This window comes from Mesobacillus sp. AQ2 (genome assembly GCF_030122805.1).
Classification (GTDB): domain Bacteria; phylum Bacillota; class Bacilli; order Bacillales; family Cytobacillaceae; genus Mesobacillus; species Mesobacillus oceanisediminis_A.
In genome coordinates, this window is sequence record NZ_CP126080.1 from 724,760 (window position 1) to 738,906 (window position 14,147).

Annotated in this window: 17 protein-coding genes; 14 read left to right on the forward strand and 3 right to left on the reverse strand. The window is 42.7% G+C overall.

Annotated elements, in window-relative coordinates:
• The first annotated feature begins 9 nt into the window (after nt 1-9).
• Nucleotides 10-684 carry a response regulator transcription factor gene (locus QNH36_RS03625; RefSeq protein ID WP_144475386.1) on the forward strand — a complete coding sequence of 225 codons (675 nt, stop codon included), beginning with the start codon at nt 10-12 and terminating at the stop codon, nt 682-684.
• Nucleotides 674-2,047, forward strand: coding sequence for a sensor histidine kinase (locus QNH36_RS03630; RefSeq protein WP_283904720.1), 1,374 nt, complete (start codon nt 674-676; stop codon nt 2,045-2,047). The genes QNH36_RS03625 and QNH36_RS03630 overlap by 11 nt, the downstream gene beginning before the upstream one ends.
• Before the next feature lies 1 nt (nt 2,048).
• Here the strand turns inward: QNH36_RS03630 and QNH36_RS03635 are convergent, their stop codons facing one another.
• The gene (locus tag QNH36_RS03635) at nt 2,049-2,294 is read right to left on the reverse strand and encodes a DUF2164 domain-containing protein (RefSeq protein ID WP_283904721.1); all 246 of its coding nucleotides are present in this window, start codon (nt 2,292-2,294) and stop codon (nt 2,049-2,051) included.
• 225 nt (nt 2,295-2,519) lie between these two features.
• Between QNH36_RS03635 and QNH36_RS03640 the strand changes: the two genes are divergently transcribed.
• The 5 genes from QNH36_RS03640 to QNH36_RS03660 all read left to right on the forward strand — a co-directional run bounded on the left by QNH36_RS03640 (nt 2,520) and on the right by QNH36_RS03660 (nt 6,085).
• Complete coding sequence (locus QNH36_RS03640) at nt 2,520-2,930, forward strand: hypothetical protein (RefSeq protein ID WP_283904722.1); 411 nt, start codon at nt 2,520-2,522, stop codon at nt 2,928-2,930.
• Entirely contained in the window at nt 2,852-3,826 is a 975-nt protein-coding gene (locus QNH36_RS03645; RefSeq protein WP_283904723.1) for an FAD:protein FMN transferase, read from the forward strand. The genes QNH36_RS03640 and QNH36_RS03645 overlap by 79 nt, the downstream gene beginning before the upstream one ends.
• Nucleotides 3,823-4,359 carry a ferric reductase-like transmembrane domain-containing protein gene (locus QNH36_RS03650; protein WP_144475382.1) on the forward strand — a complete coding sequence of 179 codons (537 nt, stop codon included), beginning with the start codon at nt 3,823-3,825 and terminating at the stop codon, nt 4,357-4,359. Before QNH36_RS03645 ends, QNH36_RS03650 begins: the two co-directional genes overlap by 4 nt.
• A gap of 872 nt (nt 4,360-5,231) precedes the next feature.
• Nucleotides 5,232-5,888, forward strand: a complete 657-nt coding sequence (locus tag QNH36_RS03655) for a L,D-transpeptidase family protein (protein ID WP_283904724.1) — start codon at nt 5,232-5,234, stop codon at nt 5,886-5,888.
• A 29-nt stretch (nt 5,889-5,917) separates the two neighbouring features.
• Nucleotides 5,918-6,085, forward strand: coding sequence for a hypothetical protein (locus QNH36_RS03660; RefSeq protein ID WP_283904725.1), 168 nt, complete (start codon nt 5,918-5,920; stop codon nt 6,083-6,085).
• A gap of 696 nt (nt 6,086-6,781) precedes the next feature.
• Here the strand turns inward: QNH36_RS03660 and QNH36_RS03665 are convergent.
• Complete coding sequence (locus QNH36_RS03665; RefSeq protein ID WP_144475379.1) at nt 6,782-7,222, reverse strand: YtoQ family protein; 441 nt, start codon at nt 7,220-7,222, stop codon at nt 6,782-6,784.
• 203 nt (nt 7,223-7,425) lie between these two features.
• Here QNH36_RS03665 and QNH36_RS03670 point away from each other — a divergent pair, with 203 nt between their 5' ends.
• The 7 genes from QNH36_RS03670 to QNH36_RS03700 all read left to right on the forward strand — a co-directional run bounded on the left by QNH36_RS03670 (nt 7,426) and on the right by QNH36_RS03700 (nt 13,043).
• Nucleotides 7,426-7,788, forward strand: a complete 363-nt coding sequence (locus QNH36_RS03670) for a hypothetical protein (protein WP_283904726.1) — start codon at nt 7,426-7,428, stop codon at nt 7,786-7,788.
• A gap of 74 nt (nt 7,789-7,862) precedes the next feature.
• Entirely contained in the window at nt 7,863-8,156 is a 294-nt protein-coding gene (locus QNH36_RS03675; protein ID WP_283904727.1) for a hypothetical protein, read from the forward strand.
• A gap of 21 nt (nt 8,157-8,177) precedes the next feature.
• Complete coding sequence (locus QNH36_RS03680; RefSeq protein WP_283904728.1) at nt 8,178-8,468, forward strand: hypothetical protein; 291 nt, start codon at nt 8,178-8,180, stop codon at nt 8,466-8,468.
• Between the two features lie 99 nt (nt 8,469-8,567).
• Nucleotides 8,568-9,257: a response regulator transcription factor gene (locus tag QNH36_RS03685; protein ID WP_283904729.1), complete on the forward strand. Its 690-nt coding sequence runs from the start codon at nt 8,568-8,570 to the stop codon at nt 9,255-9,257.
• Nucleotides 9,257-10,258, forward strand: a complete 1,002-nt coding sequence (locus QNH36_RS03690) for a sensor histidine kinase (RefSeq protein ID WP_283905370.1) — start codon at nt 9,257-9,259, stop codon at nt 10,256-10,258. The genes QNH36_RS03685 and QNH36_RS03690 overlap by 1 nt, the downstream gene beginning before the upstream one ends.
• 99 nt (nt 10,259-10,357) lie before the next feature.
• Nucleotides 10,358-11,119, forward strand: coding sequence for an ABC transporter ATP-binding protein (locus QNH36_RS03695; RefSeq protein ID WP_144475374.1), 762 nt, complete (start codon nt 10,358-10,360; stop codon nt 11,117-11,119).
• On the forward strand, nt 11,109-13,043 hold the full coding sequence (locus QNH36_RS03700; protein ID WP_283904730.1) for an ABC transporter permease: 1,935 nt from the start codon (nt 11,109-11,111) through the stop codon (nt 13,041-13,043). The genes QNH36_RS03695 and QNH36_RS03700 overlap by 11 nt, the downstream gene beginning before the upstream one ends.
• A 103-nt stretch (nt 13,044-13,146) precedes the next feature.
• Here the strand turns inward: QNH36_RS03700 and QNH36_RS03705 are convergent, their stop codons facing one another.
• On the reverse strand, nt 13,147-14,130 hold the full coding sequence (locus QNH36_RS03705) for a diguanylate cyclase domain-containing protein (protein WP_144475372.1): 984 nt from the start codon (nt 14,128-14,130) through the stop codon (nt 13,147-13,149).
• Nucleotides 14,131-14,147: the final 17 nt, after the last annotated feature.

The window sequence follows — 14,147 nt, forward strand, 5'->3', positions numbered from 1 at the left end:
GGTAGGGCGATGAATATTTTACTGGCGGAAGATGACCTGAAGCTTGGCGAGCTGATCAGTTATATGTTAAAGAAGAAAGCTGGTTATCAGGTTGAATGGGTGAAGGAAGGGGAGGATGCTTATTTTTACAGTACTTCTTCCCATTATGATGTGCTGATTTTGGACTGGATGATGCCGAATGGGTCTGGTGTGGAGGTTTGCCGCCGCTTGAGGAAAGAGGGATATGCCGGGGCGATTTTGATGCTGACGGCGAAAGATTCGGTCGAGGACAGGATTAATGGCCTTGATGCCGGTGCGGATGATTATCTGATCAAACCGTTCGAGATTGACGAACTCCTTGCCAGGATCAGGGCACTGACAAGGAGGAACTTTGCTCCGATTGTGGAAGATGAGGTACATTATCGTGATCTTGTGTTAAGCCGGATCGGCCAGGTATTAAGTGATGGAAACAAGGAGATCCAGCTAAGTCCTCGTGAATTCCAGCTGCTCGATTTGCTGCTGCAAAACAGGGGACAGGTTTTGCCCCGGGAGCTTATATTGGAGCGGATTTGGGGATTGGACGCGGATGTATCAACGAAAACGATCGATGCGACGGTAAAATTGCTTCGCAAAAAGCTGGACAGCTTTGGCAAGTATGACTTGCTTCAAAGCATCAGAGGGGTAGGGTATAAAATTGAAAACTAAGTCCTTGCGCCGTGAAAGAGAGCAGAATATCTTCAAACGGACCCAGCGGCGGCTGACGAAGGGATTTTTGGGCCAGTTGATGAGCTTCCTGCTGCTGTTTTCCATCGTCATGTTCGCTGTGCTTTATTTGGTGATCATGCAGGACCACGAGCAGGAAGTGAAGACCCTGGCAAAAGGAGAAGCTGAAAGATTGGAAAGATTCCTTGAGAGGAACCCTGAAAGAGTTGGCGAGTTTCAGGAGCATGAACTGGAATTAAGAGGTCCCGGCCAGGTTTTTGTCTATCTCATCAGTCCGGAAGGTGACTTGCTTGCAGGGAATGAAGCATTTCCGAAGGCTCGGCCGGAGTTATTGTCTGCACTTGATCCTCAGGAACTTTTCCAGCGGAAAGTGAAAGTCGATTTATCCTACGAGGAGGACGAAGAAGACGAGCACGAGGATCATAGTGAGTTATTTCGGAAGGACATCCGCCTCTTGATTGCAAAGGAAGAAGTATCGGTTGACGATCGTGAAATCGGGAACCTTTATGTCGGTACGGACATATCTTTTGTCTATCAAATGTTTACCTGGCTGTTCGGTATCCTGATTGGTTTGCTGCTTGTGTTCTTACTGGTCGCCTGGTTCCTGAGCAGCAGGATGTCGAAAAAGGCGATGGTCCCGATTAGTTCAGCGTTTGACAGACAGCGTGAATTTGTCGCGGATGCCTCACATGAACTCAGGACGCCTTTAAGTGTCATGCTTTCTTCCATCGATGCGATCGAGATGACGATCGATGATAAACAGGATCATATGGTCCGTAAAATGCTTTTTAATATGAAGGATGAAGTGAAAAGAATGACAGGACTGGTGAGCGATCTGCTGACACTTGCCCGGTCAGATTCAGGTAAAATCGAGCGGAATGATGAAGTTTTTGATTTTACAGAAGTGGCCCAAAAGGCAGTGGACGCGATGAATCCAATAGCACATGAGAAGCAAATTGAACTTCAATTCCATGCACCTGAAACACTTCCTGGCAAGGGTGACGAGCACCGATTGATGCAGCTTCTCTATATCCTGTTGGATAACGCGTTAAAATACACCCCTTATGGCGGGAAGGTTGAGCTGGCTCTATCAAGAAAACAAAATGAGCTGACGATTAAAGTCCGTGATACAGGAATCGGAATCCGTCCCGAAGAGCAGCCGTTCATCTTCGACCGTTTTTATCGCGCAGACAAGGCCAGGTCAAGGCAAGAAGGAAGCTACGGATTGGGGCTCTCGATCGCCAAATGGATTGTTGACATTCATCAAGGCACAATTGTAGTGAACAGTGAATATGGGAAAGGCAGTACGTTTGTGGTGCAGCTGCCTTTCGCCAATAGAAGTTAACTTATCGTTGTATTGGCCGTTCCAGAGTGAGCAACTCATCCTCCAGCGATGAAAACTGTTGTTCCAACACAATCTTGGCGTCCGAAATCGCAGCATTGTAAAAATGAGGAGCAAGCGATGTTTTGACAAAGTCTAAAACTCTTTCAGCCGCGAATTCAGTTAAATCTTCCCCTCTTTCTTGTGAAAAGAAAATCTGGATTTCATCAATCATGGTCTGCTGCTGTTCTTTTGATAGTTTTATGAACATGGAAAGCACTCCTTTTAACTGTAGTTTACATTTGTAACTATACAAACTGAATACAGTAAATTGCAGACTTTAAAAAAAATAAATTTTATGTACAGGACAAAGAAAAAGTATGAACCGAACCATGGTTTATACTTTTTTTGTTTTGTTAACTCTTCCTTTTCACCGTATTTTCACCATCCGCGGATATAGTGATACCCATAAAGGATATAGGAGGAGAGTTCCTGCATGAATAAAAAAGTAAAGTGGTCGGTGATCTCTGTCAGTACAATTATGGCTCTGACGTTTGGCGGCCTGGTGATGAATAACGAAAAGGCTGCAGGCAATGAAAATTCAGTTCCGGAAAAGGATTGGCTTCGTGAAAATTTTTCAGCATTTAATGAAGAAGGCTATGAGGAAAACGAATACAGCGATGATGAGGGCGATGGTTATTACGGAAATCATGATGAGGATGATGAGTATGAAGAGCATGATGATGAAGGTTACGAAGACGATGATGAAGGTTATGAAGACGATGATGACGATCACTACAGAAGCGAATATCAGGAGCAAGGGACTTCATGGGGACAAGACCAAATCGTGAATGCTCCGGCAAGAGGCTTCCGGCAGGAGCAAAGCAGCTCGAGGACATCACGATGATTGAGACGAAGTTCAGAGCGATGAATAGCAGCATCCTGCTTTCAGGAATGGATCTCGATGCTCATTTACAGATAAAGAAAATGATTGTAGATTTCGAGCAAAAGGCAAGCCGGTTCATTCCCGAAAATCAGCTGGCATTCGTCAATCACAGTCCACTAGATGTTCCGATTTATTTGGATTCTACGCTGGCAGAACTCCTAGATCGATCGCTTCAGCTCGCAAGGAGATCAGATTTCTATGTCCATCCGTTTCTTGGAAAAGAGATGAGGGCGAATGGGTATACCGAGTCATTTCATGAGCAATATCAGCCTGTTTTTACCGGGTTTGCCGAAAAGCATTTTTCCCGGGAACCGATTGAGAGGCTATCGAAAAGCTGGATAATCAAAAAAAGGGATTTTCATTTTGACTTCGGAGGCTTTGGAAAAGGATACATCATTAATGAAGGGATTAAACATCTCAAACAGAAGGGTGTGAATCGTTTTCTGATCAATGCCGGGGGAGATCTCGCGGTGCTCGGATCCTATGAGGTCGGAATCGAACATCCCGTTTTGATGGGAGAGGACATGATCAAACTGTCAATCACCGATAAAGCACTTGTCACTTCAGGGAAAAATTATCGGAGATGGACCAGAGGGAATCAGGAATATCACCATATCCTAAATGGCCGGACAGGTGAGCCTGCTTTTAACGGAGTGCTGCAGGCAAGCGTCATTGCCAATACCGCAATGGAAGCTGAAACCGCGGCGAAGCTTCTGTGCATCCTTCCATTCGATGAAGCAAAAGCAATGCTTTACAGGAATTTTCCGCGAATAGCTTATTTTGTTTACTTTGAAAAGGACAAGATTGCCATCGGCGGGGATACACGACTTTACAAACGACTGGAGGCAGCGAAATGAATTGGATTTGGATTGCGATCCGCGCCACAGGATTGACAGGATATTTTTTGCTGACATTATCACTCTTGATGGGCATATACAGCCATATTCCGCGGAAAAGAGGTTCAATCCTTGGTTTCCATCAAATTATTGGCCAGGTAGCCCTTTTATTCATCGGAATCCATGCATACCTGTTGATTTTTGATAACTATGAGCCTTTTTCTGTTTCGGAACTGCTCATCCCCTTTTCAGCATCGTATGAACCGATCCTGTCAGGATTGGGAACAATCGCGGTTTATTTATTGATCATTGTGATCTTAACATCTGATTTCATGAAAAAAGTCGGGCGATCAGCCTGGAAAAAAGCACATTATCTCGTGTTCCCGCTCTGGTTCCTATCAGTGATTCACGGCCTTTTTCTTGGAACAGATACAGAATCATTGTGGGCCGTGGCTTTATATGGAGGCTCTGTTTTGATTGTCAGCATGGCAACCATTTTTCTAGTATTGAAAAAAGTAAGCCAAAAGAGGAAAGCGCGGCCGGTTGCAACGTGAATGCTTTTGTTTTAGGGGAATGAGTGAATCTCACTCTGAAAACAGATAAGACGCCTTTTGGAGATGGAATTAGCACGCTAATTCGCATCTCTTTTTTTGTTGATTTTTTAGCAATTGAATAATCAGTGCACCGGGACAGTAGATGTGAAAAAACTCTCTAGATTAAACTAAAGAGTTTTAAAGGGAAACGTGTTCTGAGATTATGGGTGTATTTTCTTTGGCAGCAGGTTTCTCGAAGTACTTTTGAAATGCATAATTTAGTAAACCAAATGAGTAGTAAAGCAAAAATATTTTAGTTGAAGTGAAACTTTTGAATTTAAAATGTCCAATTTTCTGGAAAATCGGCACGAATATATAAGCGAAAATTAAGTCCATAACTAGATTTGAAATGGCATACAAAGAGAATTTACCGAACGTAAAATGAAACACCCACAAATTAACTGTGAAAAATGGACCTAAAATAAAAGCCAATGCGTCAAACACCATATATTTGTAACCGCCCTTTACATCCCACCAATTAAATATTGGACTTATCATTTCTACAGTTAGTAATAGAAAAGAGCAAAATAAAGTGACAGGTAAATACCTTTTGAAGGATTGTTTAGGAAGAAAGATTGAAGTGATCGTCCATAATACTACTGCATTAAAAATTCTAAAGAAATTGGCAAGCAACTTGTTCACCCCTTTATTTTTTTTAGTGTTTGAAATTCCCTATGGATTATTCATCCTTCTCGTCAAGCAGTTCTACTGTATTCTTACAGTATTCAACGAGGCAGCAAAGCCATATGATTTAACCGCCAAAAAATGTCTGTATATTTACGTTTCCTGTCGTTAAATCTAATGACGGTAAGTTGCTTTCGGAGGGGACGGGCTTGAAGTTTATCATTAAAACACTGACATTTATTGCAATTCTTTTGTTATTTTCACAAGTAAGGACGTATGGAGAAAAACAGGATGACATCTATATAAAAATTGATCTTTGGACAAACAGGCTTTTGGTTTTTAAAGAAAATGAAGTAACCAGACAGTACGATATTTCCCCTGGCAATGAGCAAACTCCTACACCAATTGGAATGTTTACAGTTGTAGGCAAATCAAGTGGATGGGGTGGGGGATTTGGCTCGAGATGGCTCGGATTAAATGTTCCCTGGGGAGATTTCGGAATCCATGGCACCAATAAACCAACCTTGATCGGCAAAAATGTCAGCAGCGGCTGTATTCGGATGCGCAATAAGGATGTTGAAGAGCTGTTCGATATGATTCCTCAAGGGACAAGGGTTTATATCGAAGGCCCTCTTACCGGCATGGGAGAGGGAGAGTTTAAAAATATCGCTTATGGATCGAAAGGCAATCTTGTCCAGCTTGTTCAAAATAGACTGAAAGCCATGGGGCTCTATTTTGGGCCGATTGACGGGATATATGATAAAGGGACGGAGAATGCTGTCAAACAGTTTCAGAAACTAAATCATTTGCCTGTGACTGGCGGGGTATCGATTCGTGAATATACATTATTGGGATTGCTGGAGTAAAAAGAGCAATCAAAAAATGGAGGATTGTCATGAGGAAAAATAAAGTGAAAGCCATTTATAACGAAAACTTTTCTGAGGTGCCAAACAAAGAAGTATTGGAAATCAGCGAAACAGGTTACGGGCTGGAATCCGTTGCAGAAGGTGCTGATTTCGCAGAGGGTGATCAAAAAAACTCTCCCAACTGTGGAGGGCTATAACAAAAATGGAAAGGTGAACGATTCTTTTTTTTGAACCGTCCCTCTTTTTGTAAATCCATTAAGTGGAAAATGAGGTCACCAATAAGATTATTGGAGTACCGGAAATCCAGTAAGTGGATAATAAGGTCACCAATAGAGCGTATTGGAGCACGGCAAATCCAGTAAATGGATAAAGGGGTCACCAATAGAGTGTATTGGAGCACAGCAAATCCAGTAAATGGATAAAGGGGTCACCAATAGAGTGTATTGGAGCACGGCAAATCCAGTAAATGGATAAAGGGGTCACCAATAGGATGTATTGGAGCACGCTAAATCCAGTAAATGGATAAAGGGGTCACCAATAGGATGTATTGGAGCACGGTAAATCCAGTAAATGGATAAAGAGGTCACCAAAAGGGTATATTGGAGCACTGTAAATCCAGTAAATGGATAATGAGGTCATCAATAAGGTGTATTGAAGCACCGGAAATCCAGTATATGGATAATTAGATTATCAATAAAGCGTCTTGGAGCACCGGAAATCCAGTAAATGGATAATGGGGTCACCAATAAGGCGCATTGGAGCACTGGAAAGCCAGTAAATGGATAATAGCATCAACAATAAGGCGTATTGGTGCCCTAAAACGCCTGAAAATGAAAAAAGAGGTCACCAATAAAAACGAAAGGACGATTCCACCAGGATCGTCCTTTTCGCAATTATTCAAAAATATAACTGATGACATCAAGTGCCTGCTCGACCGTTTCTACCGTAACATTTGCCTTATTGGATAGTTCTTTTAACGGGTGGATCAAGGATTCTGGCCTGATGATGATGGTTGGTTTGTTCAGGGCGATGGCGGTGCTTGCGTCCATTGCCGTGTTCCATTGTTTGTATTTTTCGCCGAACAGGGCAATGACGATATCGGATTTGGACATAAGTACCTGGGTCCTGAAGTTGTTGATATCTGATGCGGCGTCATCTTTGTAAACGTTGCCTGGCTGTGTGCCGAGGATTTCCTCGCCAATCTGGTCGGAGCGGTCATGGTTTGTCTGCGGTCCGACGAAGGTGAGGGGCAGGTTTCGCTCCTTTGCTTTCTGGGCCACCTGGTCGCGCCAATCATCATGAATTTGACCTGCTAGATATACAGTTAATTCCATCGTAACACCCTCCTAATGAAATAAATTCTAACTTCATCATAAAGAATTTTGCTGAGGAATCAAAGGGATTAGGTTGTCGTCCCGATTTTGTTCAAAGGATGGCTGTTTGGAAAAAACATGCAAAGGGTACGAAAGACCCAGGAACTTCTTTTAAAAAAGTCCGTATTACATGAAAAAGAATATGAATGTATGGAGGAAACCAAATGGGATTTGTATTGTTTGTGCTCGTGATAACGGCAATCGGGGGGATATGGTACGGCTGCAGTGTTCTTCAATATAAACTTTCAGTTCAACCAACATCTTATGTCGGGTGGAAGATATTCGGCAACATATTGTTGCTGGTACTGGGACCCATCGCGGTGGTAGCTTTATCGCTCTTCCTAATGACACAATTTGATATCGTATCAGACCAGACTGGCCAGGGAATCGGCTGGTTTTATGTCATCTATTTCATGCTGCAAATCTTCGTTATACCGGCAAAAGTCATCTATTTACCTGTTTTTCATTTTATCGTTAAAAAGAGAAGGGAGAAATTGATTAAGGATGATAGTTTCACCAGTAGATAATTTCGGTTTGTCTGTGGGTGTCATCCTTCTTCTGAGAGAATGTCATTAAGCAGATAACTATAGAGGTGAAATCATTGAAGAAAAAGACTTTAACAGCCATTTCCTACATATACAGCATTTTGGTTTTCGGAAGTTTTGGTATATGGGGATATCTTGTGGAAAAAGAAGAGGGAGTGATCGACCCGACAAAACATGAGATGCCTCTTATTCTATTTATTGGCCTCATGTTAATTGCCGTGGTTTTGGCGGGAGTTGGTTTTAATAGTGTAAAAGAAAAGGGCAGCAAAATAACTAGGAAAGCTGTGTTTACAGGCATTGTTATGGGTTTACTCTTTATTGCCTGGGGTGTTGTAAGGTCTTTAAACTAATTAAAATAAGCTGGTGATGGTATGTCGAAGAAGGTGTTGACTTACATAACAGCAATAGTTATTCCTGTTACTTTAATTTGGGGCATCCTATGGGCTTTCAATGCAGCAGATGAAGATGGAACTATTCATTTGGAGGGCAATGAACCCTATGCCTACTTATTCCTGGGTTTATCTATAACTGGATTGATAACAGGATCGATTGCTTTAAGGGCCACGAATGAAAAAGGCGATAAAATCAGTAAAAAGACCGTCTTTTCAGGATTGGCAGTTGCGGCGATATTTTTTCTGTGGAGATTGTCGGTTTCGTTATAGATGATTGAGAAAGGGCTGGCTTCCGGTCAGTCTGTATCTGGCATATAGAAAAATATTCCTATACAATAGTGATATTGAAGTGTAAATGTGGTGATCTAGTTGTTAAAGCTTTTATTGATTGAGGATGATGCGTCGTTATTCAATGAGATCCGGGACCGTCTGACGCAATGGTCGTATGAGGTGTATGGGGTTACGGATTTTGGCGATGTGATGAGTGATTTTAGCAATATCAAACCTGACCTGGTAATCATCGATATCCAGCTGCCGAGGTTTGACGGGTTTCATTGGTGCCGGATGATTCGGTCCCATTCGAATGTGCCGATTATTTTTCTTTCTTCACGGGACCATCCAACAGACATGGTGATGTCGATGCAGATGGGGGCGGATGATTTTGTCCAGAAGCCGTTCCATTTTGATGTGCTGATTGCGAAAATCCAGGCAATCCTTCGCCGTGCCTATAATTATAATACGACGCAGAACCAGTTGAAAACATGGTGCCGGGCGACGATTGATTATGATAAGAATATCGTTGAAAATGAGTTGGGCCGGATCGAATTGACGAAGAATGAAATATTCATATTAAAATTGCTGATTGAACAGAAGAATAAGATTGTCAGCCGTGATGAAGTCATGAACAGCTTGTGGGATGATAAGCGGTTCATTAGCGATAACACATTGACGGTCAACGTCAATCGGCTGCGGAAAAAGCTGGATGAAATCGGGCTTGGCCATAAAATCGAAACGAAGATTGGGCAGGGATATATGGCTGTTGAAGAGGATCATGGATGATGTTTACTACATACTTGAAGGAACGGGGAAGCTGGATCTTGTTATTTTTGCTGCTTCAGTTCCTCGCTGTTTTCATCGCTTATATAGATTCGGCAGTATCACTCACGTCAATTCTTTATTATGTCTTTCTATCGCTCATTATTTTTATGGTTTTTTTAGTGATGCGTTATCAAAAGGAAATGAAATTTTATCAAGAGCTTGAAGAAGCGCAAGATACCATGGATTTTTCACACAGGGAATTCCTCAGTCCTTTTGAAAGGATGGCAGCAGAAAGCATCACTCGCCATTTCGAAGGGCTGAGAAATAAAGTTTCCGAGAATGAGCGGATGCTAGACGAGGAAAAGGATGAATTGCTTTCCTGGATCCATGAGGTGAAAACTCCGCTGACAGCTTTGAGCTTGATGATTGATCGGCTTGAGAATCAGACGCTGAAAAAAGAAATGACCTATGAGTGGCTGCGGATTCACCTTTTACTGGATCAGCAGCTGCATCAAAGACGGATTCCTTTCATGGAAAATGACTTATACATAGAGCAGACTGATTTGGAGAGTGTGATTTTTGGCGAGGTCAAAACCCTGCAGTCCTGGTGCATCCAAAAAGGCATCGGCTTCGACTTTGACCTGGAGTCGAAAGAGGTTATGACCGATGCCAAATGGCTTGCCTTTATCATCAGGCAGCTGCTGACAAATGCTGTTAAATATAGCGAAAGATCTGATATTCTGATCACCAGCGACCAGCGGAACGGACAGACTATCCTCGAAGTTGCCGACACTGGCAGGGGAATCGATTCCAGGGATCTCCCGCGAATTTTTGAAAAAGGATTTACTTCAACTGCTCATCATCAGGACAATGCAGCAACGGGGATGGGACTGTACCTGGCGAGAAAAGCAGCGGACTCACTGAAAATCAAGATTGATGTGGAATCAGCGCCAGGCAAAGGGAGTACGTTCAAGCTGACCTTCCCTAAAAGCAATGATTTTGTCCGGATAACAGGCATGTGACAATAATGTCACATGCCTTTGCTGATTTGTTACCTGAATCGAAGGAAGGAATACAGGCAGGATTTTATAATGAATTTATCATAGAAAGGATGTGTGAACATGATTTTATTGGAAGCGGCCAAACTTCATAAAACATATGGAAATAAGTTTAATAAACAGGAAGTATTGAAAGGGCTCGACCTTAAAATTTTCAAAGGGGAATTCGTGAGCATCATGGGTGCCTCTGGATCGGGTAAAACGACGCTCTTGAATGTCCTCTCTTCTATCGATAAGGTCACCAATGGTTCGATCAAGATTGAAGGGAACGAGATTACCGGGATGAAGGAAAAGCAGCTGGCGGAATTCCGCAAGCAGCACCTGGGCTTTTTGTTCCAGGATTACAATCTCCTCGATACACTGACAGTGAAGGAAAATATCCTCTTGCCACTTTCGGTCAGCAAGACGCCTAAAAAGGAAGCGGATCAGCGGTTCGAAGCGATTGCCGCGGAACTCGGAATTCTGGAGTTGAAGAATAAATATCCAAATGAAATTTCCGGCGGGCAAAAGCAGCGCACATCTGCTGCACGAGCTTTCATCCATGACCCGAGCATTATTTTTGCCGATGAACCAACGGGCGCGCTGGATTCGAAATCAGCTTCAGACCTTTTGAATAAACTAAGTGACTTGAATCAAAAACGACAGGCAACGATTCTGATGGTCACTCATGATCCAGTTGCGGCAAGCTACTGTGGCAGGGTAATTTTTATAAAGGATGGTCTTATTTATACTGAACTGAATAAAGGTGACCAGACGAGACAGGAATTTTTCAAGGACATCATGAAAACCCAGAGCGTATTGGGCGGTGTGCACCATGAGCGTTAACCAGCTGATTCTTCGTAATTTGAAGAAGAACCTTAAAAATTACTATCTGTATGTTTTTGCATTGGTGTTCAGTGTCGGCCTTTATTTCGCCTTCGTCACCCTCCAATATGATCCTTCCATGCATGAAACGAAGGGTTCGATTAAAGGAGGGGCCGCTATTAAATCGGCATCTGTTCTACTCGTGGCCATCGTGGCGATTTTCCTGACCTACGCCAATAACATTTTTATCAAAAGAAGAAGCAAGGAGATCGGCCTATTCCAGCTTGTCGGAATGACAAAGGGCAAGATTTTTCGGATCCTGAGTGTTGAAAACTTCCTCCTTTATTATGGCTCCTTGCTGGCGGGTGTTTTCCTTGGATTTTCAGTATCCAAGCTAATCATCATGATTCTGTTCAAAATCACTCAGGTTGAAGGGATTGCGAAGCTTCATTTTTCCGGAACAGCCCTCGTGCAGACACTGATCGTTTTTTCGGTCATCTATGTATTGATGCTGCTGTTGAACTATCTTTTCATTAAACGGCAGAGCATTCTATCCCTGTTCAGGGTCATTTCAAGTGCTGAAGGCCGGGCAAAAAAGATTTCTTTCTGGGAGATGATGATAGGCATTCTTGGCATTACACTGATTGGGATCGGGTATTATGTGTCATCCAAGCTGTTCGAAGGGGACTTTACAACCGTGAACGAACTCTTCTTCGCCATGGTGTTCATTTTAGCGTCGGTCATCATCGGGACTTATCTATTTTACAAAGGTTCTGTCAGCTTCATTGCCAATCTCATCCGGAAAAAGAAGGATGGGTATTTAAATATAAATGAAGTGCTGTCGTTATCCTCCATCATGTTCAGGATGAAGTCGAATGCGTTGGTGTTAACGATCATCACGACGGTATCAGCGCTTGCGATCGGCTTATTGTCTTTAAGCTATATCTCCTATTATTCTGCAGAACAGAGTGCCAAAAATAATGTTCCAGATAACTTTGCTTTTGTTGATGCAGACTCTGCTGCTGATTTTATGGAGAAGTTGGAGTCGCAGGATATCGGTTATGCGGAGAAAAGGATTGAGGTTCTCCAGGCGGTAATGAACGCAGAGGAAATCATCGGACTGAAAATGGATGGATACACCCAGGATCCTAAATCGATGGGGGTCTCGGTCATTAGCGAAAAGACGGAAGGTCAAAGTGAAGTGAGTAAGGATGAAACCTATCTGACAGGTTACAGTGACATTATGATGAAATTCATCTCCATGAAAGATTCAGGACCGATTGAGATCATCGGAAAAAATCATGCTATTCCATTGCAGTACATTGGAATGGAAAAGGAATATCCTGTTTCCCGGTATTTCGGTGGTTCTCCTGTGGCCGTTGTCGATGAGTCCGTATTTGAGAAATTAAAGAGTGATTTGGACTCTTCCATCCAAAGAGACTATTCATTGTATATTGGGGTTGATATTAAAAACGAGAATGATTTAGTGAAGGCGAATCAACTATTCAATGAAAATCAGGAAAATGATCTCAATGAATCTCGCCTGGATAATGAAAATACCCAAAAGAAACAAATGGGGCTTGTCATGTTCATTGTCGGTTTCCTTGGGCTGACCTTCCTCGTCACGTCGGGCTGCATCCTTTATTTTAAACAAATGGATCAGACAGAAGACGAAAAGCCGAATTATACGATTTTAAGAAAGCTTGGTTTCACACAGGGTGATCTACTAAAGGGAATCCAGGCAAAACAGGCATTCAATTTCGGTATCCCACTATCAATCGGCCTGCTGCACAGCTACTTCGCCGTCAAATCCGGCTGGTTCTTTTTCGGCACCGAGTTATGGTGGCCGATGCTGATTGTCATGGGACTTTATACAGCATTGTATTCCATTTTCGCGATACTTTCAGTGGTTCATTCTAAGAGAGTTATTCGGGAATCTCTTTAACAGAAGCGCAGGGGTTTGCCCTGTGCTTTTGATTTTTTGGTGCATACTTAAATGATAGTTGAAAAATCTGTTGAAAAGGAAGGCCAGGCCCTTGTTTATCTTCTCAAGTTTGTGGAAAGCCTCCAGTCACCTTATCCTCGCTCGTAAGGTAAACGCTTCTGCGGAGTGATTTGCAGCGTTTTTTGATGCGTGCTGCTTCCTTGCTTATTTCTTCTATTGTACTGAAGCTGAAGTCCTTGTTTTGGATTACAGCGATGGACAATCCGACGAGCGGGATGTTTTCTAGTACACCCATTCGGCTGATTCCATGGATATAGCCATGTTCAAGTTCTTCAGTCGTGTAGAATTGGTGGGCAAATTGTTCAAAATGATGAATTAAGGTTTGGCAGATATCCTTGTAATCATGATGGGGAAGGATGGCAAGGAAATCGTCTCCTCCGATATGACCGACGAAAGTATCCAGTTTGTTGTGGCTTTCTAGTACTGTTTCTTTCAGAATTGTCGCAGTGTGCTGAATGACTTCATCGCCAAGCTTGAATCCAAATGTATCATTGAATGATTTGAATAGATTGATATCTATATATAGGACCGTGTAATTTTCGGATGCAATCGCCTTCTTGAGTGCATTTTTTATCTCGAAATTGCCTGGCAGTCCTGTTAGTGGGTTAGAATAGCGGGCAATGCTGATTTGCTCTTCAGCCAGTTTCATTAGTAAATTCCGGATGCTGACAATGCCGACCAGGCGGTCTTTTCTAGTGACGATCACATAGTCATACAGATGTTCTTGTGCGCGATCCATCGCTTGTGCACTTGTTTCAGTAATCGGTACTGAATGGTCAACAATGAGCGGATCGGTGATCATCACCAAATCAACAGTCCTTTTCATGAAAAGGTCGAACCCATACTGGATCGATAACTTCTGGTAAAATTTCGTTTTCGTCACTAACCCGATTGGACGGTCTTCTGAACAAACCACGACTCCTTCGATCTCCGGTGTGTTTTTGAATATCATATAGATGTATTCACATTTGGTTGAAGGATTAACCACCATCACTTTCTCTGCAATCTCCCCAATTGTCACTTGCATAACTACACCTTCATTTC